The sequence below is a fragment of the Fundicoccus sp. Sow4_D5 genome (genome assembly GCF_052116365.1).
Classification (GTDB): Bacteria; Bacillota; Bacilli; order Lactobacillales; family Aerococcaceae; genus Fundicoccus.
The window spans coordinates 20,987-44,051 of sequence record NZ_JBQKLF010000002.1; the positions used below are offsets into that span (position 1 = coordinate 20,987).

The 23,065-nt window shown below is 38.3% G+C and carries 18 protein-coding genes; 15 read left to right on the plus strand and 3 right to left on the minus strand.

Annotation, left to right across the window (positions count from 1 at the left end):
• The first annotated feature begins 7 nt into the window (after positions 1–7).
• From ACTQ45_RS04465 to ACTQ45_RS04490, 6 genes are all read left to right on the plus strand, one after another.
• The gene (locus tag ACTQ45_RS04465) at positions 8–835 is read left to right on the plus strand and encodes a YidC/Oxa1 family membrane protein insertase (protein WP_441751703.1); all 828 of its coding nucleotides are present in this window, start codon (positions 8–10) and stop codon (positions 833–835) included.
• Between the two features lie 32 nt (positions 836–867).
• On the plus strand, positions 868–1,863 hold the full coding sequence (gene jag / locus ACTQ45_RS04470) for an RNA-binding cell elongation regulator Jag/EloR (protein ID WP_441763042.1): 996 nt from the start codon (positions 868–870) through the stop codon (positions 1,861–1,863).
• 315 nt (positions 1,864–2,178) lie between these two features.
• Positions 2,179–3,696: a PTS system trehalose-specific EIIBC component gene (gene treP, locus ACTQ45_RS04475; RefSeq protein WP_441751700.1), complete on the plus strand. Its 1,518-nt coding sequence runs from the start codon at positions 2,179–2,181 to the stop codon at positions 3,694–3,696.
• 21 nt (positions 3,697–3,717) lie between these two features.
• Positions 3,718–5,376, plus strand: coding sequence for an alpha,alpha-phosphotrehalase (treC, locus tag ACTQ45_RS04480; protein ID WP_441751698.1), 1,659 nt, complete (start codon positions 3,718–3,720; stop codon positions 5,374–5,376).
• 168 nt (positions 5,377–5,544) lie between these two features.
• A complete protein-coding gene (gene brnQ / locus ACTQ45_RS04485; RefSeq protein ID WP_441763043.1) occupies positions 5,545–6,867 on the plus strand; it encodes a branched-chain amino acid transport system II carrier protein in 1,323 nt (440 codons plus the stop codon).
• Between the two features lie 92 nt (positions 6,868–6,959).
• Complete coding sequence (locus ACTQ45_RS04490; RefSeq protein ID WP_441763044.1) at positions 6,960–8,162, plus strand: GerMN domain-containing protein; 1,203 nt, start codon at positions 6,960–6,962, stop codon at positions 8,160–8,162.
• A 56-nt stretch (positions 8,163–8,218) separates the two neighbouring features.
• Here ACTQ45_RS04490 and treR read toward each other — a convergent pair whose 3' ends face one another.
• Positions 8,219–8,941 carry a trehalose operon repressor gene (gene treR, locus ACTQ45_RS04495; protein ID WP_441763045.1) on the minus strand — a complete coding sequence of 241 codons (723 nt, stop codon included), beginning with the start codon at positions 8,939–8,941 and terminating at the stop codon, positions 8,219–8,221.
• Positions 8,942–9,189: 248 nt separating this feature from the next.
• Here treR and mnmE point away from each other — a divergent pair, with 248 nt between their 5' ends.
• The 7 genes from mnmE to ACTQ45_RS04530 all read left to right on the plus strand — a co-directional run bounded on the left by mnmE (position 9,190) and on the right by ACTQ45_RS04530 (position 16,389).
• Positions 9,190–10,572: a tRNA uridine-5-carboxymethylaminomethyl(34) synthesis GTPase MnmE gene (mnmE, locus tag ACTQ45_RS04500; protein WP_441763046.1), complete on the plus strand. Its 1,383-nt coding sequence runs from the start codon at positions 9,190–9,192 to the stop codon at positions 10,570–10,572.
• Positions 10,573–10,600: 28 nt separating this feature from the next.
• On the plus strand, positions 10,601–11,074 hold the full coding sequence (locus tag ACTQ45_RS04505; RefSeq protein ID WP_441751688.1) for an NUDIX hydrolase: 474 nt from the start codon (positions 10,601–10,603) through the stop codon (positions 11,072–11,074).
• Positions 11,075–11,094: 20 nt separating this feature from the next.
• Positions 11,095–12,999: a tRNA uridine-5-carboxymethylaminomethyl(34) synthesis enzyme MnmG gene (mnmG, locus tag ACTQ45_RS04510; protein ID WP_441751686.1), complete on the plus strand. Its 1,905-nt coding sequence runs from the start codon at positions 11,095–11,097 to the stop codon at positions 12,997–12,999.
• 376 nt (positions 13,000–13,375) lie between these two features.
• Positions 13,376–14,044 carry a DNA alkylation repair protein gene (locus tag ACTQ45_RS04515; RefSeq protein ID WP_441763137.1) on the plus strand — a complete coding sequence of 223 codons (669 nt, stop codon included), beginning with the start codon at positions 13,376–13,378 and terminating at the stop codon, positions 14,042–14,044.
• 25 nt (positions 14,045–14,069) lie between these two features.
• Positions 14,070–14,894, plus strand: a complete 825-nt coding sequence (locus ACTQ45_RS04520) for a metallophosphoesterase (RefSeq protein ID WP_441763047.1) — start codon at positions 14,070–14,072, stop codon at positions 14,892–14,894.
• A gap of 42 nt (positions 14,895–14,936) precedes the next feature.
• A complete protein-coding gene (locus tag ACTQ45_RS04525) occupies positions 14,937–15,665 on the plus strand; it encodes a LytR/AlgR family response regulator transcription factor (protein ID WP_441751680.1) in 729 nt (242 codons plus the stop codon).
• 1 nt (position 15,666) lies between these two features.
• Entirely contained in the window at positions 15,667–16,389 is a 723-nt protein-coding gene (locus tag ACTQ45_RS04530) for a sensor histidine kinase (RefSeq protein ID WP_441763048.1), read from the plus strand.
• Between the two features lie 73 nt (positions 16,390–16,462).
• Here ACTQ45_RS04530 and ACTQ45_RS04535 read toward each other — a convergent pair whose 3' ends face one another.
• Positions 16,463–17,449, minus strand: coding sequence for a serine hydrolase (locus ACTQ45_RS04535; protein WP_441751676.1), 987 nt, complete (start codon positions 17,447–17,449; stop codon positions 16,463–16,465).
• Between the two features lie 234 nt (positions 17,450–17,683).
• Entirely contained in the window at positions 17,684–19,165 is a 1,482-nt protein-coding gene (gene thrC, locus ACTQ45_RS04540; RefSeq protein WP_441763049.1) for a threonine synthase, read from the minus strand.
• 191 nt (positions 19,166–19,356) lie between these two features.
• On the opposite strand from thrC, the gene ACTQ45_RS04545 reads away from it, so the two are divergent.
• Together ACTQ45_RS04545 and ACTQ45_RS04550 are read left to right on the plus strand one after the other, a co-directional pair.
• Positions 19,357–21,195, plus strand: a complete 1,839-nt coding sequence (locus ACTQ45_RS04545; protein ID WP_441763050.1) for an ABC transporter ATP-binding protein — start codon at positions 19,357–19,359, stop codon at positions 21,193–21,195.
• Positions 21,195–23,021: an ABC transporter ATP-binding protein gene (locus tag ACTQ45_RS04550; protein WP_441763051.1), complete on the plus strand. Its 1,827-nt coding sequence runs from the start codon at positions 21,195–21,197 to the stop codon at positions 23,019–23,021. Before ACTQ45_RS04545 ends, ACTQ45_RS04550 begins: the two co-directional genes overlap by 1 nt.
• Positions 23,022–23,065: the final 44 nt, after the last annotated feature.

The window sequence follows — 23,065 nt, forward strand, 5'->3', positions numbered from 1 at the left end:
GGCTTGGATGAAGAAGTATAGTAAATGGTTAAAAATTGCCATTATGTTAAGTTTTGTATTGTTTCTAACAGCATGTGGGAATGCTGAAGGAGCAAGTGAAGGCGGAATTTGGAGTACGTATGTTATTGATAACTTATCCCGAGTGTTATTATGGTTATCAGGTTTGTTTGGCAATAATTATGCAATGGGGATTATTATCTTTACGTTAATTATTCGTCTATTATTATTACCATTAAACCAAATGCAAACGAAATCACAACGTAAGATGCAAGATATTCAACCAGAATTAGATGCCATTAAGGCAAAGTATCCTAATAAAGACCGTGCATCAATGGAAGCAATGCAAGCAGAACAGCAAGCATTGATGGAAGCACGTGGTGTTAATCAGTTTGCTGGTTGTTTGCCAATGTTTATTCAATTACCTGTAATGATTGCGTTATACCAATCGATTACAAGTACGCAAGAAATTCAACAAGGAGATTTCTTCTGGACCAATTTAGGTCAAGTCGATCCTTACTTTATTTTACCGGTTATCGCAGCAGCTTTAACATTTGCTAACTCATACTTTACTATGAAAGCAAATCCAGTGAAAAACAGTGCGACAACAATGATGACTTATGTGATGCCAGCGATGATTCTATTTATTTCAGTTGGCTTACCAAGTGCAGTTACATTATACTGGGTCATTTCAAACGGTATTACATTAATTCAAACATTTATCTTTAACAACCCTTACAAAATTATTGCAGAGCGCGAAGCAAAAGTAGAAGCCGAAAGAGAACGCGAACGAGAATTACGTCGTGCGTTAAAACGAGCAACTAAACGTAAAAAATAAGCGCTGAGTGTAAACAGAGAAAGGAACGTTATATGTTAGAAAACAGTACAACTATCAGAGCTGAATCGGTCGAAAAAGCAGTTAAGATTGGTCTGACTAAATTAGGTATTACAGAAGCTGAAGCTAAAATCAATGTGATTAGCGAAGGTAAAAAAGGTATCTTTGGTTTTGGTAAGCAAGACGCTATCGTCGAAATAAGTACTGAATCAGACTTATCAATGGCAGAGTTAACAAGTCAGCTAGAAAAGGAAGTCAAAGCTGCTGAATCGGCTAAAGATGGGCATAAAACACCTAGTAAGCCACAAGCAGTCAAAGCTGAACCAAAAGTTGAGTCTAAAGCTAAACCCAAAGCTGAAACTCAGGCTAGACCTTCAACTCCTAAAGCAGTTGAAGTAACTAAGCCTGGTATTGATAAAGTTAAGCCTGAAGTAAAAGTAGCACCGAAACCGGTAGCGAAAAAAGCAAAGGTTGAACCTAAAGTAGAAGCAACAGTTAAGGAGGCAGTAGATGTTCAAAGCGTAGAATCAGCTGATACAGTTGATTCAGAAAAGTCGCAAAAGAATCGAGCAGAAACAAATAAAGAAGCTCGTCTAACTGTTGTACATTATTTAGAAGATGTTCTTAAAACTTATGGTGCAGATGCTAGCGTAACTTACGAAGAAAAGGGTAATCAAGTAATTTTCAATATCGAGACAAACAAGTCTGGTTTAGTTATCGGTAAACATGGCAAGATTATCAATGCTTTGCAAACTTTAGCGCAAATTTTATTACATCGTTACGAACGTCGTCGCGTGTCAGTAATTTTAAACGTTGGGGATTACCGTGACCGTCGTTCAAATGTGTTAGAACAAATAGCGCAACGTACGGCAGACCAAGTGTTACGTAGCAAGCAAGCTGTAATTTTAGATCCATTACCTGCTTATGAGCGTAAACAAATCCATGCCTATTTGAGCAGAATCGATCATATTAAGACACATTCCGAAGGAAAAGACCCAAATCGTTATTTAGTGGTCGACTATGTAAACTAAAACTAAAACACTACAACTTCTTTCTTTTAATCATTTGGTTAAGAGAAAGAAGTTTTTTTATTTTTCCGATGATAATTATCATGAAAGAAATCTCCCTTATTATTTGCGTCAAACCATCTCTTCATTCATACTGTAAATAGATGTATGCGTTTTCAATAGAGCCGGTCAATCGCATAGAACATAGACAAATGAGAGGGGGATTTAAACAAGTATTTTAGAAAAGGTAAATAATAGTTGCATATAAATCGCTTTCAAGATAGAATGTAGTCGTTGGAAAGTTGTATAGACAATTAAGAAAAACGAGGAGGAAGAGTTATGTCTCAATTTGAACAAGATGCTAAAGAATTACTGGAGAAAATTGGAGGTTCTGAAAACATTAATGCTGTGACGCATTGTGCGACACGTATGCGTTTTGCATTAAATGACCCTTCAAAGGCAGATGTACAAGCAATTGAAAAATTGCCATCGGTTAAAGGAAGCTTTACACAGGCAGGTCAGTTTCAAGTAATTATTGGTAATAATGTTTCCGAATTTTATAAAGATTTTACTGCTGTGTCAGGTGTAAGTGGCGTATCGAAATCAGATGTTAAAGCGGCGGCAGAATCTAATCAGTCTTGGTGGCAAAAAGTCATGACATTCTTAGCGGAAATTTTCGCACCGATTATACCAGCAATTATTGTTGGGGGGCTTATTTTAGGTTTCCGTAACGTATTAGAAGCAGTTCCTTTTGAAGCGTTAGGTCAGAAAATTATAGATGGCGTAGCACAAACGACAGCAGACGGTTCACCAGTTTTTAATACGATTGTCGACGTTAACCAGTTTTGGAACGGGGTCAACCATTTCTTATGGTTAATTGGTGAGGCAATCTTCCACTTCTTACCAGTTGGTATTACGTGGGCAGTTACTCGTAAACTAGGTACAACTCAAATCTTAGGGATTGTACTAGGGATTACCTTAGTCTCTCCACAGTTATTAAATGCTTATGGAGCTGCAGGAGCTTTAGCTGAAGGAACGGTTCCGCAATGGGACTTCGATTTCTTCCAAGTTGATATGATTGGTTATCAAGCACAAGTCTTGCCAGCCATGTTTGCCGGAGTAGCTTTAAGTTATCTAGAAAAATTCTGGCGTCGTGTTGTTCCAGAAATGATTTCCATGATCTTAGTCCCATTCTTGGCGCTAGTTCCAGCGGTCATTTTAGCGCATACGGTACTCGGACCAATTGGTTGGTGGCTAGGTGATTTAATTTCGACAGTCGTATTAGCTGGTTTAGAAGGATCATTCAGCTGGTTGTTCGGTGCATTATTTGGTGCTCTTTATTCACCACTAGTTATTACTGGATTACACCATATGACCAACGCGATCGACTCTCAATTAATTGCGGATACAGGTACAACTGGTTTATGGCCAATGATTGCTTTATCAAATATTGCGCAAGGTTCAGCTGTATTAGGCGTTTGGTGGTTAACACGTCAAGATAAAGAAGAATCACAAATTACAATTCCATCAGCAGTGTCTGCTTACTTAGGAGTAACAGAACCTGCAATGTTCGGGGTAACCTTAAAATATATTTACCCATTTGTAGCAGCGATGATTGGTTCAGGTATTGCAGGTTTAATTACCACAACCTTTAACGTTCAATCTAACTCAATTGGGGTTGGTGGATTACCAGGTTTCTTAGTCATTCATATTGATTCAATGGTAGTTTTCTTTGTTGCTATGGCTGTTGCTTTTGTCGTACCATTTGTTTTAACTTTAACATTCAAGAAAATGAATTTCTTAACAGGCGCGGGATTAAACTTTGATATTCCGTTCTTCAATAATTCAAATAAATAATGGTTTGGAGGGTTTCTAGCTATGGAATTAGCAAAGAAAGTCATCTACCAACTATATACAAGATCCTTTAATGACACGGATGGTAATGGTTTAGGTGATTTAAAAGGTGTCATTGAAAAATTAGATTATTTAGTCGAACTGGGGATAGATATGATTTGGATGAATCCATTTTATCCATCACCTCAAAATGATAACGGTTATGACGTCAGTGACTATGTCGCTATTGATCCAGTTTTTGGAACAATGGAGGATTTCGAACGCTTAGTTGCGCAAGCTTCAAAGCGAAAAATTGATATTATGATGGATATGGTGTTAAACCATACATCAACAGAACATGAGTGGTTCCAAAAAGCCTTAGCAGGCGATAAGTATTATCAAGATTTTTATTATTTAAGACCTGCTCAAGCAAATGGCAACTTGCCAACAAATTGGGACTCTAAGTTTGGTGGTCCTGCTTGGGAGCCTTTTGCTGACACAGATTTATATTATTTACATTTATATGATGTGACACAAGCTGACTTAAATTGGCATAACCCTGAAGTGAGAAAAGAACTTCATAAAATTGTTAATTTTTGGTCAGAAAAAGGAGTCAAAGGTTTCCGATTTGATGTGTTAAACGTTATTGGAAAATCCCAAGAGCTCGTTGACAGTGAAGCACCCAATAGTACACAAGAGAAGTCTCTTTATACGGATACACCGATTGTTCATGAATGGATTCAAGAAATGAATGAAGCAACTTTTGGACAAAGAGAAGGTTTTATTACAGTGGGTGAAATGTCATCTACAACAGTTGAAAATGGTGTGAAGTATACGAATCCTGAAGAGAAAGAACTATCGATGATTTTTAATTTCCATCATCTCAAAGTGGATTATGAAAATGGAGAAAAATGGAGTAAGCCAGCGTTTGATTTCATCGAACTGAAAACGATTCTAAACGAATGGCAAACAGGGATGTCAGATGGTAATGGTTGGAATGCTTTATTCTTAAACAACCATGATCAACCTCGTGCTAACAGTCGTTTCGGAGACGTCGAAAATTTCCCTTATGAAACTCAAACGATGTTAGGTCAAACGATTCAGTTCTTAAGAGGAACACCTTATATTTATCAAGGTGAAGAAATTGGGATGACCAATCCAGCTTACACGTCTATTGATCAGTATAATGATATTGAAACACATAATAACTATCGAATTATGCTAGAGAAAGGCTATTCTGAAGAGGAAGCGTTTGAGATTATTTTAGCAAAATCACGTGATAATGGTCGAACACCTATGCAATGGGATGACTCAGAGCATGCAGGATTTACAACAGGCACACCCTGGCTAGATGTGTCGGATAACTATCTGCAGATCAACGTAAAAAATGAATTAACTAATGGTCGTATTTTTCCATATTATCAGAAGTTAATTTCTTTACGTAAAGAGTACGATGTGATTTCATCAGGTACTTATCGTGGTTTATTGTTAGATCATCCTCAATTAATGGCTTACGTACGTGAGTGGCAAGGTCAACAATTACTTGTTATGAGCAACTTCTATAAAGAAGCTGTCACAGTTTCTTTACCAGAAGAATTTAAAGAACGTTCAGCAAGCAAGTTAATTGGTAATGGTTCGCTAGAGAATGTGTCAGACGAATTAACGTTTGGTCCATTTGAAACAGTTGCCTTTTTATTCGAATAAGTCAGATTAGATTTAACCACAGTCTTTGGCTGATAAAGGGCTCCGTCCACAAGAACGGAGTCCTTTATCTATTTGCCAGGACTGTTTTTATTTTTTCAAGAAATGTTACTGATATCTAGTAAGAATACATGTATAATAAGAAATACTTTTAAGGGGGTGTCGATTAGTATGAAGAAATTTAGATTAAATCATTTTATTACCATTTCAGTCATGCTTTTTGGGATGTTTTTCGGGGCTGGAAACTTAATTTTTCCACCGTTACTAGGTAAAGAAGCAGGCGCCGCTGTTTGGATCGCATGGGCAGGCTTTGTCACGACCGCCATTTTGCTACCTGTTCTAGGGGTTGCGTCAATCGCCAAATCTGGAGGGATTCAAAAATTAGCTGGTCGTGTGGATAAGAGGTTTGCTTACGTCTTTACGATCGCAACCTATTTAGCGATTGGACCGGGGCTAGCAATTCCTCGTGCGGGGAGTACACCGTTTGAATTAATCGTGACGCCATATTTACCGGCGGATGCGAGCCAATTAATCCCCCGTTTAATTTATACGGCTCTTTTTTTTGCGCTTGCTTATTGGTTATGCTTGAATCCAAGTAAATTAATGAGCCGAATGGGGCGAATTACCACACCGAGTTTAATGATATTAATAGTTTTGATGTTTATTTTTATTATGCAAATGGATACGAGTAGTTCAGCCCAAGTAACGGGACGCTATCAACATAATGCTTATATTGGTGGCTTCTTAGCCGGTTATGATACGATGGACACTTTAGCAGCACTCGTCTTTGGTTTGGTCGTTGCCAATACCTTGCAGAGGTATAATATGACACCGACACAAATGCAAAAGACAACGATTGGTGCTGGAATTACTGCTGGTTTATTTCTTGGCTTAATCTATTGGCTTTTAACGTCAATTGGACATACGACAAGTGCCCAGTTCCCAGACACGATTAATGGGGCGCAAATCCTATTGAATTCGACCGTGATGGCAATCGGCCTGCCGGGCGCGATTCTTTTAACCTTTATTTTTAGTTTAGCGTGTTTGAATACGTGCGTTGGTTTATTAACTTCTTTATCAGAGTACTTTACGCTACTATTTCCACGTTTTAGCTATAAGGGTTTCTTAGCGATTTTCGTCATCTGGAGCTTTATTACCGCTAACTTTGGTTTGAATACTATCCTAAAGATTTCAGTACCAGTATTAATCTTTATTTATCCGGCAGCTATTGTCTTGATTGTGATGGAGTTGACGCGTCAATGGTTTAACTATAGTCGTCAGACTTACCAGTTAGTGATTTATACAGTGGCAGTGATAAGTGGCATTACGGCTTTAGAATCAGCTAGAATTTTTGTGCCGGGTATGACACAAGCTTTTAACACCTACTTGCCTTTATATAAGCAACAATTAGGTTGGTTAGTACCTTTTCTGATTTTACTGGTTATTTGTTCACTGTTTGAGTATTTCATTAAAAGAAGAAATAAAATGGCTTAAATTAGTCGCTTAAATCAAGAAGAATAAGTTCACAAGGCTATTCTAATCTATGGTATAATGTGGTGTATTTATTTTGAGGAGACGAACTGATTATGATGAAATCCAGTATTAAATGGTTATTAATAAGCTTATTCATCTTGCTCAGCGGTTGTAGTAGTGAACCGATGATTAAATTAAGCGAGGAAAATCAAGCTAAACTTGAAGAAAAGCGCCAGCAGTCGCAAGTAAGAGTTGACGAACCACACACAGAAGCATCACCTAGCCAAAGCCAGCAGGAAGAAACTGTGGCTGATGTCAATCAGTCTATGGCGAGTACGATTGATCCGTCTAGTTGGACACGTTTGCCTGACGAGACAGTCTTGGATCTAAGCAATTTCCTACCGTTTTATCCCTATCAATTGAAGCAATTTAACAATGTGACTGGGATGTATACAACTTATGTTGATTACTTCGATGAAGCCAATCGTGTGATGCAAGTACGAGAAATCGTCGGCGCAGACACTTTCGTGAGTGCTTACCGATGGGACGAAACACAGATTCAAATGACACTACGCCAGGAGAATATCGCTTTATTTGAGAATATGCTAGAAACAGGCCAACAGACTGCTGATAATGTGATGACTTTATTGAGTGCGCCTTTAACGGTTGGCACGACTTGGTCATATGATGGTACCCATCAAAGTGAAATTTTAGGACTATATGAAGAAGTGACTTTGGGTGAACTTACTTTTACTCAAGTTATCGAAACATCGACTCAATTTGAGGATTATGATTTAAGACAATATTACGCAGCAGAAGATGGCTTAATAGGCACTCGCTATGTCACATCGACTGAAGCCACTGAAGCAGAAGATTTTTGGCAAATAACATCAAAGGCACATCAAGTCATGATGATCGTTAACCAAAGCATTGCTCAGCCTCAAACGGATGAAAACTCACTCTTAGCACTTGAGAAAGTGTCATTTGCCTTTCAGACGAATGACACGATGGCACGCGCTTTCCAAAGATTGTTCACTGAACAAGGATGGATTACTGACGATATTGTTATCAACAGTATTAGTGTCGATGAAACTGGGATAGCGACAATTGATTTCTCGAGTGGAGTCGTTTCTGCTTTCAATCAACACCATAGTAAAGAAGCAGGTGTGATTCCAGCGATTGTCACGACAATCGGTCAGTTTTTAGACGTGACTCAAGTTCGTTTAACTGTCAATAACAATGGGCTTTTACCAGACACCTTGCCGTATCCACCGAAAGGTGTTTATGAAGTTGATGCAAGCTGGCTAGCAAATTAAGCCAAGCAAACAACCTGTTCTTTTACATGATAAATGTAAGAGAACAGGTTATTTATTTAATTATTTAATCTAGGTTTGCGACGAGCAAATTCAGAGAACTGGAATTTCTCGAGGCGATGATGCGAGACTGTGTATTGAAAGAAGGTAGTATCTTCTAAAAATACATTGCTGCTAACGCTGATGATATAGTCCATCGGATCTAAATGCATTAATTCGATATCTAGCGGACTGGCTTTTTCAGCGACAAATTCTTTAGTTGCATAGCCAATCGTTAAAGATAATTCATTTTCAAAATATTCGTAAATAGAATCCTTTGCGGCTTCCATTGGTACATGATTGATGACAGAACAACGAATATAATCTTCATCGATAATCATGACTTCATTATTGATTTCACGTGTTCTTACAAGATGAATGAACCGTTCATCAGCTGTAACACCATTTTGTCCAATTAGAAAATCCGGCACAGGAATTTGCTCATTTGTTATTAAACGAGTAATTGATGTGATATTCTGTTCAACTTGTAGCTCTTTATAGCTGACTAAACCACTAATGGGTAAAGAAAAACGATGATAATCCAACACAATGGAACCACGTCCTTGTTTTTTCTGGATAAAACCATTTTCTAGTAATAACTTTTGTGCCTTCCGAATTGTTTCACGGGAGACATTATAATTTTTGGCTAGCTCATGTTCACTAGGAATCATGCTACCAATTGGATAGTCACCTGCTTTAATTTTTTGTTCAATATCTAAGTAGATTCTTTCAAACTTGTTCATTTTAACACCTCTCGGAGCCTATTTTACCACGAATCCTATAGAGATGGTATGTAAATCAATTTCAAAAGACTAAGTTTTTCATAACTGTCTTTCGAGCAGTTGCTTTTCTTTGGATAGGTTTGTTATAATGCATATCGAAATGAATATAAGCAGTCAAAGTGCTAATTAACTCCTAAACTAGCCAGGGGTTAATTTAGGCACTTTTTTTGTGGACATAAATAGATTCAAATTAGGAAGGAGCCAGTCAAATGTATCAAGCAGATACGATTGCTGCAATATCAACTGCCCTAGGAGAAGGTGCGATTGGCATTGTACGTTTAAGTGGTGAAGAAGCGATTGAGTTCGCAAATCGGGTCTTCAAAGGAAAAGATTTAACAAAGGTATCTAGTCATACCATTCATTATGGGCATGTGATTAACCCAAGAACTGGACAAACAGTCGATGAAGTCATGCTGAGCGTGATGCGAGGTCCGCGTTCTTTCACCCGTGAAGATATTATTGAGATTAACTGTCATGGTGGGATCGTGGCGGTTCAACGAGTATTAGAAATGGTGTTATTAGCAGGCGCACGTTTAGCGGAACCAGGCGAATTTTCTAAACGTGCTTTCTTGAATGGACGAATTGATCTATCTCAAGCAGAAGCAACAATGGATTTAATCCAAGCCAAAACAGCAAAAGCGATGGAAGCATCGGTTAATCAACTTCAAGGAAGTTTATCGCGTAAGATTACGAGTCTTCGTCATGAAATGCTACAAACACTTGCTCAAGTTGAAGTAACGATTGATTATCCCGAATACGATGATGTTGAAGAATTGTCTTCACGTCAATTGAATGAAACCGCTCGTTCAGTCAAGGAAGAAATCGGAAAAATCCTTCATCAAGCACAACACGGCAAGGTTTTCCGCGAAGGAATTAACACTGCCATTATTGGCCGACCAAATGTTGGTAAATCAAGCTTGTTAAATATTCTAACAGGAATGGAAAAAGCCATCGTCACTGAAATTGCTGGAACGACTCGTGATACGATTGAAGAATACGTCAACGTTCGAGGCGTACCCTTGAAATTAATCGACACGGCCGGAATTCGTCAAACAGACGAAGTGGTCGAACAAATCGGTGTTGAAAAGAGTCGAGCAGCAATGGAAAAAGCTGATTTGATCATCTTAGTCTTAAATCAATCAGAGGACCTTCAAACAGTCGATATTGAGTTACTTGAAGCGACTAAAAATCAGAACCGAATTATTCTGATGAACAAGCAAGACTTAGCGCCGGTATTGACACGAGAGACACTGGCGCCTTACGGTGTTAAAGAAGATGAATTGATTACAACGTCTATGTTGAATGAATCAGGCTTAGATTTATTAGAACAACAAATCGAACAAAGATTCTTTTCAGGAGCTATCCAATCAGGCGATATTAACTATTTATTGAACACTCGTCATACCTCTCTACTCCAACAAGCGATTGATTCCTTGGATGAAGTTGTGGAAGCGACTGAGTTAAGTATTCCAGTTGATTTAATTCAAATTGATTTTACTAAAGCTTGGGACTTACTTGGAGAAATTACGGGGGAAAGTGTCCAAGATGAATTATTAGACAAGCTATTTAGTCAATTCTGTTTAGGTAAATAAATCGTTAAAGACAAAGGATGATGAAAGAATGAATATGAAACTATCAACCATCTGCTATCTCGATAATGGCTCTCAATTTTTACTTTTACATCGCAATAAAAAGGCAAATGATATCCATGAAGGAAAATGGGTCAGTGTGGGAGGCAAATTTGAAGCAGGTGAAACACCAGAAGCTTGTGCGATTCGAGAAATCAAAGAAGAAACGGGTTTGACAGCTAAAGCGCTAGATCTAAAAGGTTTTATAACTTTTCCAAATTTCACTCAAGATGGGCAAGATTGGTATAGTTTCGTTTATCGAGTGACGGAATTCGAAGGAGAATTAATCGCAGATTGTGATGAAGGCACTTTGGAGTGGGTCGATTACGATCAAGTGTTAAACAAGCCAACTTGGGAAGGTGACTACAATTTCTTGAAATGGATACTAAACGATGAACCCTTCTTTTCAGCACAGTTTACCTATGTTGATGACAAATTAACAGATGAATCCGTTAAATTTTACTAAAGAACGAAAGGAATGAAACAATGCAAACTTATGAAGCAGGTAATTATGATGTGATTGTAGTTGGAGCAGGGCATGCAGGAGCAGAGGCAGCTTTAGCAGCTGCTAGAATGGGCAGTAAAACCTTATTACTTACATTAAACTTAGAGATGGTGGCTTTTATGCCATGTAATCCATCAGTAGGTGGACCCGCAAAAGGAGTTGTCGTAAGAGAAATCGACGCTTTAGGTGGTGAAATGGGTCGTAATATCGATAAAACCTACATCCAAATGAGATTATTAAACACAGGAAAAGGACCTGCTGTTCAAGCCTTACGAGCACAAGCGGATAAACACGCTTATGCTACGAGCATGAAAGAGGTCTTGGAACAAACAGACAATTTAGACTTAAGACAAGGTTTAGTTGACCAATTAATTATTGAAGACGGTACATGTCGCGGTGTGATTACGAATACTGGTGCTACTTATCGTTCAACATCGGTAGTCTTAACGACCGGAACGTCTTCACGTGGGAAAATTATAATTGGTGATTTAAGTTATTCATCAGGCCCAAACAACACGATTCCATCCATTAAATTATCAGAAAACTTATTGGAATTAGGTCTCGAACTAGTTCGCTTTAAAACAGGAACTCCGCCAAGAATTCATCAAGATACTGTGGATTTTGACGCAACGGAAGAACAACCTGGCGATCTTAAGCCGAATCATTTTTCATACCAAACACCAGACGAAGCTTACCGCTCAGATAGTGTCTCTTGCTGGTTAACGCATACGAATCTAGGGACACACGAAATTATTCAAGAAAACTTACACCGTGCCCCAATGTTTAGTGGGATGGTCGAAGGTGTCGGCGCGCGTTACTGCCCGTCGATTGAAGATAAAATCGTTCGCTTTAGTGATAAACCACGTCATCAAATTTTCATTGAACCAGAAGGTTTAGGAACTAAAGAGATGTACGTCCAAGGATTGTCGACTTCTTTACCAGAAGACGTTCAAATTCAAATGATTCGTTCAGTTAAAGGGATGGAAAGAGCGGAATTAATGCGTCCTGGCTATGCGATTGAATACGATGTTGTCGTCCCACACCAATTACGTTTGACGCTAGAAGTCAAAGAAATTCCAGGTCTCTTTACAGCTGGCCAATTAAACGGAACAAGTGGTTATGAAGAAGCGGCAGGGCAAGGGTTAATTGCAGGTATTAATGCTGCGTTGAAAGCCCAAGACAAAGAGCCTTATATTATGAAACGTAGCGAAGGTTATATTGGTGTGATGATTGACGACTTAGTGACTAAGGGAACGACAGAACCTTACCGTTTATTAACATCAAGAGCAGAGTATCGTCTATTATTAAGACATGATAATGCAGACTTACGTCTAACAGAAGTGGGCCGTGAATTAGGTTTAATTGACGAGACACGTTATGCAGCCTATCAAGCCAAAAAAGACCTGGTAGCTGAAGAAATTAATCGTTTATCAAACGTCCGCCTAACGCCTAAGACACCTGGTTTGGAAGAGTTATTCGCAAGAGTGCATTCAACAGCCCTTAAAGATGGTATTTTAGCTGTTGATTTACTAAAACGTCCAGAAATCAAATACTTAGACTTAGTAGAATTATTACCTCGTGAAGATGCACCACTTGATCGACAAGCTGCGGAACAAGTCGAGATTCAAATTAAGTACGATGGTTATATTAAAAAAGCGATTCAACGAGTTGATAAAGTCAAAGCAATGGAAGAAAAATTAATTCCTCAAGACATTGACTATGATGCGATTGACAGTATCGCCAACGAAGCCCGCGAACGTTTGAAACTCATTCAACCAAACAGCTTGGCTCAAGCCAGTCGAATCAGTGGAGTGAATCCTTCAGATATCGCGATTCTATCCGTCTATATCCAACAAGGAAAAATTGCACGTGTCACAGATAAATAAACAAAATTAACGAATACAGGAAGATGCAGGCAAAGTCCTCAGCATCTTCCTGTATTTATTTAGGATGTTAAATTAACTTCAATATAACTACTTTTATTATAAAGTGTTCCTTAAGAGGAAACACCATGTAAGGAATAGTTTCTGTAAGAAACCTGTCAGATAATACTAACAGCACAGATTAAATCAACAAGAAATAAGTTAAATAAATCTAACTAGCAAGCATTTAAAAGGAGCTAACTTTGGCAATTTCATGATAGAATAGAAGAATACTCAAGCTGTCCATAAAGAAAAACAGCTACTCCCAAATGAACTGACTGAGACTGGAATATGGAAAGGAAACGAGGGATTACATGGAGTTAACAGATTTATTTGACTTATTAAGGCAGCCCATCATCCTGAAAATGCGGCAGCTATGTCACAATATATGCGCCAGCAATTTACCTTTATCGGAATTAAAACGCCCCAAAGGCGACAATTAGCCCAGCCCTATTTTGAACAGGAACGTCAGAAAATGAAACGACAACCAACTGAAGCCACCATCAACTGGCCCTTCGTTAAAGCGTGTTGGCAGGCTCCTGAAAGAGAATTTCAATTGCTGGCAGCTGATTATTTAAAATTGCTACAAAACTATTTGAAAGCAGATGATTTAGACTGCTTAGCAGAGTTAATTACTGGCAAATCTTGGTGGGATAGCGTCGATTCATTAGTTAAAATTGTCGGAAAACTGGCTCATCAATCGCAGGCCATGAAAGCTCAACTGCTTGAATGGAGCCAGGCGGATAATATTTGGTTACGCCGAACAGCCATTATTCATCAATTGGGTATGAAAGCTGCCACTGATAGCGACTTATTGGCTCAATGCATTCAAAATAACTTCAATACACAAGAGTTCTTTATTAATAAAGCTATTGGCTGGGCTTTACGCGACTACGCCAAGTTTAACGAAGCTTGGGTACGTGCTTTTTTATTGGCTCACCAATCGCGTTTAGCCCCTTTAAGCTGGCGCGAAGCCAGCAAACATTTACAAATGAATGATACATTGTAACAGATGAAATGCGAGGAGAAACTGTATGAAAAAATCCTACTTAATCACGAGTGCAGTCGCGACTGCCTTGGGTGTATTTATGATCGCTGGTCTGAATAGCAAATTATTGACGCGTAAATATACGATGAAAAGTTCTTTAATCGATCAAGATGTTCAAATTGTTTATATCAGTGACTTACACAATAATTATTATGGTGAAGACCATGAAATTTTAAAAGAAGCCATTACTGCCTTAAAACCTGATTTAATTTTACTCGGTGGAGATATTTTTGAAGTGAAACAACCTTTAGAACCGGCTGCAAGTTTTATCTGCTGGATCGGCGCACACTATCAAGCCTATTACGTCACGGGCAATCATGAATATTATTCTTATCGAGTGTCTGAAATGCGTCAATTAGTGATGGATAGCCAGATTAAAGTATTGCGTGGCGATACGGATGTTATTGAGGTAAATGGTAATCGATTGGCGATTAGTGGGATTGATGATGCAGAAGAAAGTCACGTTTATCCTAATCAATTGATTCAAGCGCAAGAACAAAGACCAAGTGAGCCAACGTTTTCAATTCTCTTAAGTCACCGACCTGAATTCATTGAAGACTTTTTACCTTATCAATTTAATTTAATTTTAAGTGGCCATGCGCATGGTGGACAGTGGCGCGTGCCAGGTTTAATCAATGGTGTCTTTGCGCCAGGACAAGGGATGTTTCCCAAGTATGCAGGCGGACGATTTGCTTTCGACCACAGCACCTTAATTGTTAGTCGAGGTCTCTCATATCAAGATCAACCAGCCCCAAGATTTTACAATCGACCAGAATTAGTGAGTATTCAGCTAGTCTCAGATGCTGAATAAAACAAGGAGTTCGCGCAGTCCTTATGAAAAGGAGAATGAGAGTTGTCAGTTATTAAGATTGTCTTAGTTGATGATGAACAGATTCAATTAACCTATATGACGCAATTGCTTAATCAAGCGGCAGAGCAAATAGGGCTTACCCTCCATGTGGATACTTATTTAAGTGGCGAAGCTTTTCTATTTGCATTGGAGGATCATTTAGATTGGGAGTTAGCCTTTCTAGATATTGAAATGGCACAGTTAAATGGCATGTCAGTCGCCAAGAAATTGCGTGAACATGCGCCACAAATGGCTTTAGTCTTTGCGACGGCTTTTGCTGAATACGCGGTGGAGGGTTATGAAGTTCAAGCTTTAGATTACTTATTAAAACCAATTAAGTTAGAAAAAATTGTCAGAGTGTTAGAACGTTTTATAGCGATGCGACCAGAAGAAGCCAAATACTTAATTTTAGAGGTGGCGGGTGAACAAGTACGCTTTGATTTAAGCGAGATTGTGTTTTTAGAAGCCAATAAGCGTGATATTCTCGTTCATACGCAAACGGATAGTTTTACTAGTCGCATTAGTTTGGCAGAAGTGTCCGATTTAATAGATGATCGTTTTGTCCAAACTCATCGCAGTTACTATGTTAATTTAGAATTTATAACACATTTACTGAAGCAAGACGTTCAATTAAGTACTGGCGAATCGATTCCGCTATCACGTCGACAAGCGAAACAAACACAAAGTGCTTTTATTGAATACTATCGAAAGTCGGTGTTTTATGATGACTAGTATGAATTGGCTAATCTTGACTTTGAGCTGTCTAGTGATTGGCCTTGTTTTGTTAACGATTTATCAGCGAAAAGAATTGAATTTTCATAAGTTGCAGCAGAAAGAACTGGATGATTATGCGACGGAAGTTGAGTCCATCTATCGTCAGTTGCGGGGGATTCGGCATGATTACCGTAATCATTTGCAGGTGATGGAAGCATTTACTGAAACGAAGCAGTTAGCGCAGTTGCGTCAATATATTCGCCAATTGACTAATGAAATGAATCAGGTAGATACGATTATTCGTACGGGCAATACAATGATTGATGCCTTGGTGAATACTAAATTGACACGAGCTCAAGAAGCAGGGGTGGCTCTTGATGCGACAGCGATTGCCCCTCGTAACTTGGCGATTGAAGATGTAGATTTAGCGATTATTATTGGAAATTTATTGAATAATGCAGTCGAAGCTACGACCTTGCAATTGTCTGCCAAGGGTATGGCGCCTTTTATTCGATTGTATATTGCGCCAATGAAAAATAATTTATACATTAGTGTCACCAATACAATGTTCAAAAATCCGCAAGCACGTTTCATGTCTTTGAAAGGTGTGAACCGTCAAGGTTACGGGCTGAGAAGAATTGATCAAACCGTTGACAAAAATAAGGGGCATGTCAATCGTCAGTGGGAAGATGGCGTGTTTGTGACAGAGATTACCTTGCCTTTACTGGAAAAAGCCGGGTAAAATAATAAGCAAAAGACCTAAGCGTCGGAAGGAGTCTAGGACTCGTATCCAATGTTTAGGTCTTTTTAATGATTTACTGATTGAATTGTTGGTATTCGCGGAATTCTTTGACGTGTAAGTTTAAATCGCCTAGGAAATAGTCAATATAACCTAAGTGACGGCTCATAACAGCTATTGTATACGCGGGCTCACCGTCTTCATAGTAAATACCTGTATCGTGATTGCCGTCTTCGTATTGACCGTATTTAGCGGCCATTCCTTCATCGACATACATTTTTAAATAAATACCTGATTGAGCTTCTAGCATAATATCGACAATCGTTTGATAGTCAGGATTGCTTGCGACGCGAATTAAAATTTCATTTAACATTCGTGATGTTGCGAAGTTTAAATTGTAAATGTCGCCATTATCAAAACTTAAGTCACTTAAAGCAATTAAATCAGATTGGAAATCACCATACATACTGTAATAATTATTAATTAAAGTATTCCATGCGGTATTATCAGAATAGAAAAGCGATTGATAAACTAAATCATAAATAGCATAACTATCTTGGAAAGCACCGTTTGTAATTTCTCCTCCACCTTCTTCATACCAGTCTTGGGTAAAAGGTAAGTGGCTGTCCCAAGTTAAATAACCTTGGCTGATTAAATCTGAATATAAGACAGCTGTTCCGACTTTATTGGTGCTGGCTCCGTGAGAAGGGATATCCGCGTTTAGATGGAAGGCTTCACCAGTTTCAAAATCATAAATCGAAATCGACAAATAATCCGAGTCATATCCATAAGAATTGATCTCGTTCCAGACAATATCTTCTATAGAAGCAAATTCAGCATAATCCAAATCACCTTCAAAGTTTTCGCTTTCTTCGTCGCTTTCATCTTCTGCGACTGGTGAGCTATTCTTAACCGAAATCGCAATTGATTCACTTTCTTGGGAGGTAGAGGCTTCGCTAGGCGTGCTCTCTTGATCTGTCAGCGATTCTTCAAGGGCTTGGTCTTGACACGCTACTAAAAATGTCATTAAGCCAATAGTAATAATTTTTTTGATTATTTTCAATTTTTCACCTCATTCAAATACCAACGATTATAGCACTAATTGAATAAAAAGAAATGAAATATGAATGACAAATTGATATCATTTTTAATAATCACTTCGGTAGAGAAAAGCTGGTTTGCGCTACACATAGTTTAACAGCTAGCATAACTTAAACATGACGCTCTTTTAGTGTCTATTGTTTAACAAAAAAACCTAAGTGTCCCAGTGACACTCAGGTTTTTTAAAAAATCCAACTTAGGCTAAAGCAATTTCTTCAACTTTGGCTTTCATGTCTTCAATATCAATCGTTGTATTGTGTCTAACTTCAGCCTCAAGTAAACCTTCGATGGCTTCTGGATAAGCTACACCAGACAATTCATTCAATTTATTTAATAAATCTGCATCAGATAAACCATCCGTTTCAATACCTAGAGCCCTTAAAACTGCTTCTGGGAATTTATAAGGACTAGCCGTTGAGATAATCACAACGGGCTTATGACTTAGACTTTGTTGACTGGCTTTGCGATGTGCTTTAGAAGCGACGGCAGTATGTGGGTCTAGCACGTAGCCTGTTTTTTCATAGACTTCCTTAATCTCTTCCATCGTTTCTGTTTGAGTCGCAAATTCCGCGACAAATTCAGAAAAGTTCGCATGGTATTTCTCAGGAATTGCATAGCTTTTACGATCAGTTAACTCTTGCATATACTCTTTCAATAAACGGTCATCCTCGTTAATCGCATGGAAGACTAAGCGTTCGAAGTTACTTGAAATCAGAATATCCATTGAAGGCGAAATCGTTAATTCAAATTCACGGTTGATATCATACTTACCACCATGGAAAAAGTCATATAACACCCGGTTGTCATTCGAGGCACATAATAGTTTATCAATCGGCACACCTGACTGTTTAGCGTAATAAGCGGCTAGAATATTCCCGAAATTTCCGGTAGGAACACAGAAGTCGATTAAGTCACCTGGTAGAATTGCTTGTTGCTTCACCATTTGCGCGTACGCATAGAAGTAATAAACAATCTGTGGCACTAAACGACCAATATTCATCGAGTTAGCAGACGAAAACTGGGTATCGTGTTCAGCTAATTTAGCGCGTAAGGTTTCATCGTTAAACAACTCTTTGACCTTAGATTGGGCTCGGTCGAAGTTACCGTTGACTGCGATGACATACGTATTATCACCAACTTGAGACACCATTTGTTGCTCTTGAATCGAACTGACGCCACCTTTTGGATAGAAAACGATGATTTTAGTGCCTGGTACATCCGCAAAACCCGCCATGGCAGCTTTGCCAGTATCACCAGATGTAGCGGTTAAAATGACAATGTCTCGGTTGTTGTCTTGAATTTGATTGGCAGTGCTCATTAAATGAGGCAAAATCGATAAGGCTTGATCTTTAAAAGCAATTGTTGGGCCATGAAACAACTCAAGATAATGTTTGCCACCAACTTCAACTAAAGGCGCAATCGCTGGATCATCGAATTTATCGTCATAAGCCGCTTCAACGCAGGTTTGCACTTGTTCAGCAGAAAAATCATCAAGAAAAGCCCGCAGTACAAACGTTGCCATCTCTTGATAAGAAAACTCTTTTAATTCATTCCAATCTAAATTGAAGGTTGGAAAAGAAGTCGGCACGAATAAGCCGCCATCGTCAGCAAGACCTTTAATGATTGCCTCCGAAGCAGACACAAGATACTGATTATTACGGGTACTTTTATACTGCATGTGGACATCCCTCACTATTCTGTAATTGTTTCTCTCATTATACTTTAATTTAGTCCAGACAACAAACATCCAAACGCATATAATAAGAGGAAAGAGTATGAACTGACCGTTTAATTCACAAAAACAACCACTCGTTCCACAGAATAGTTCTATCAGTTATTTGGTAGTATGATCGTTATGAGGTGAAAAATATGAAAAAACAATGGTATTACTTTAAAAATATGTGTCGAGAAATTACAGAATACAAATGTTCTATCTGGTTTTGGTTTGGTTTGCGAGTCATAACTCAAACAGTCTTACCACTAATGCAATTATTATTATCTGCGCAAGTGATTCAATGGTTATTAGCGGGGATTTCTGTTGAGAAATTTTTATTTGAATTAGCTATTTGGGTTACAAGCATCTGCCTTATAGACGTCGTAAATAACCGTCTGATGTTTTATTTTGAAACGGAAAGTGATGTTTTTCGATTATCGATTATGATGAAAATCACTCAAGTCATTTATAACATCGATTATCCATTGATTGTGTCTGAAGAGGGACAGAAAATTTATTCAGAGGCAAACAGTTTAGTAGGTAGTCCGGCGCAATTATTTGGTCGCTTCATTCAAGAATTGTCGCGTTTATTGAGTGCTATAATAGGAATATTGATGTATATGAGTTTAGTTTTACAAGTTGATCAGCTTTATGTCGTGATTATCAGCTTGTTAATTGCAGGATTGTTAATTTTCAAATGGCTACACAAGAAAATAGCGCCAAAGATTATGGAAGAGACTTCGTTTAATAATAAGCAGAGCAGCTATATGCGAAGGTTATATGGTGATTTGCGTCTAGCAAAAGATGTTCGATTATATCAAATGACTGGTTGGTTTTCTGAGATTCAAGAACAGATTACTGCTGATTACCGCAAGTTGATGAAACCTAAGAATAAACTAGTCTTTGCAGAAAATACATTCTTGTCTTTTGGTATTATTCTGATTACAGTCTTTGCCTATTTTCAAAGTGTTCAGTTGATTGCCGATGGTCAATTAGCTGTTTCCGAATTTGTCGTCTATATCGGTGCGATTACACTGCTAGCGAGTACAATTACTCAGTTTGTTAACCAAGTCGCAATTATGGACCGTGATTTATCAGAAATGAAGTATTATGATGCCTTTATGAATCAGACGCCGATTTTTAATCATAATCAAGGCATTGACTTACCGACCTCAGATATTTCGATTGAGCTGAAGAATATTTCTTATACTTATCCTAATCAAACTAAGCCAACACTCAAGAATCTATCTGCGACGTTTAAAGCTGGTGAGAAAATTGCGGTTGTCGGTGAGAATGGTGCTGGGAAAACGACCTTGATTAAATTGATTTGTGGCTTACTCCAGCCAGATGAAGGTGAAATTTTGATTAATGGCCAGCCACAAGCAGCCTTTAATATCCAGACATATTACGAACTATTCTCGGCTGTTTTTCAAGATGCTTTTTTATTAACCTATACAATTCGTGACACGATTGTTCAAGGCTTGCCTTTCGACGACGAGATTTATCAACGTGTCTTAGAACAGAGTGGGGTCGATAAAATTATTGCTCAACTGCAGCTGGGAGATCAAACACAAATCGTTAGAAAAGTCTCGACCGAAGCGATTCAACTGTCAGGTGGGCAATTACAGAAAGTAAAATTAGCTCAAGCGTTGTATAAAGATGCGCCAGTTCTTATTCTGGATGAGCCGACGGCGGCTTTAGATGCCTTAGCTGAAGACGAAATTTATCAGGACTATTTACGTTTCTCGCAGGACAAATTGTCTTTTTTTATTTCACATCGCTTGTCGTCCACGCGCTTTTGCGACCGAATAATTTATTTGAAACAAGGTGAAATCACAGAGGTGGGTAGTCACGAGCAATTAATCGCTGCTGAAAAAGATTACTATCGTTTATATGAAGCTCAAGCTTATTATTACCGTGAGGTTGTTCAACTAGAATTAGAAGCAGAATCTGAAAAAGAAGCTTTTAAAAATGAAGTGGGAGGGGTAATCTAGTGAAGAGTTCAACATTATTTATACGTGCTTTAAAAGATATGTGGCAAGCAGGCAAAAGTTATTATTTGTTACTTTTTCTGCAAACGTTCTGTAGCAGTAGCATTTCTTTTCTAAGCTTTATTTATATGAGTCGGATTGTCAATGCGTTAAGTCAACAGGCAACTGAACAAATCGTTAGTTTGCTTATTCAATATTTAAGTATATTTGCTGTCCTACAGTTGGTAAGTACTCTGCTCCAACCCCAAGTTGAGAATTTCAATGAAATCACTCAACGACGTTTATTCGAAATGCCCTACGAAAAGATGCTAAGAATGCAGTATCATTTCGCGGATAATGCAGAAACGATTCAAAAATTGGAAAGAATTAAGTTCGGAAATTTGTCGCGGCAATCAAGTCTCTATTTGATGAATGTAAGGATTCCTAACATAATGGAATACGTAATCCGAACAATTTGGGGCTTAATTCTACTTACACCTTTGTGGAATGTCAGCACGACGAGTGCGACGGGTTCATTAGCATGGGTGAACACACCTTGGGTCCTACTGATTTTCGTTGGAGGTATTCTAGCGAGCGTCTTTTCACAGTTTACAGGTTCGCAAAAAGCGGCTAAATATATGGAAAACATTGGCGAACGCGTCCTCAATGTTAATGCTAAATATAACTATGAAAATGATATTCTGTCCGACATTGAATCAGGGAAAGAAATACGTCTCTATCAAATGGGAGAGAAGCTCAATCAAAATCAATTAGATATGCACGACTCAACAGCTCTTCTATTAAGAGATTTGAACAAAACTGGTGTTGGTTGGCATATTATGACGGTTATAATTGGTCAACTATTAAATTATGCTGCTTATGCGCTGATTGGCTTGCGCGTTCTGTTGGGCTTTTTACCAGTTGGACAGATTATTCAACTGTCGAGTGCCTTGAGTCAAGTCTTAGCCAATCTACCGATGTTGATTCAACATTTAGCGATGATTTTATCTCAACCGGATACACTTGTTGAATATTATGAGTTTATGGATTTACCTGACGAACAAGTTAAAGGTTCTCTGCCGATTGAAAAACGACTAGATAATCAGTATCAGTTAGAGGTCAAGAACTTGAGTTTTTCGTATCCTGGCTCAAATCAGGAAGTGTTGTCAGATATTACAGCCAGTTTTGATGTCGGTAAGAAGTATGCAATTGTTGGCGAGAATGGTTCGGGAAAAACAACATTCATTAAACTACTTATGCGTTTGTATGATCCAACCAGTGGCGAAATTACTCTAAATAAAATAGACAGTCAAAAATATAAATTGACGGAGTATTTCCAACTTTTTTCTGTTGTATTTCAAGATTTTCGATTGTTAGGTTTAACATTAGGCCAGAACATTGCGGTTAGCCAGGATTATGATGCGGATTTAGCTATGACAACATTGGATGAAGTTGGTTTAGCGGACTTCTCGAAGACCTTACCTAAGGAACTAGATACTCATTTAGGAAAAGAATTCGATAACAGAGGCGTTCAATTATCGGGAGGTCAAGCACAGAAAGTTGCCATGAGTCGTGCCTTGTATAAAGATGCACCCATCATGATTCTGGATGAACCGACGGCTGCCTTAGATCCGGTTGCAGAATTTGAAATTTATCAAAAGTTTGATGAAATTGTCACTGACAAAACAGCTTTTTATATTTCTCATCGCTTATCGAGTTGTCGTTTCTGTGATGAAATATTAGTCTTTGATCAAGGCAAAATTATTCAAAAGGGAAGTCACCAAGAACTCGTTAAACAAGCGGGTAAGTATTACGATCTTTGGCATGCTCAAGCACAGTACTATCAATAAGTTTTAATAAAGCGTCACATGGCAAATATTACAGCTAAGTGACG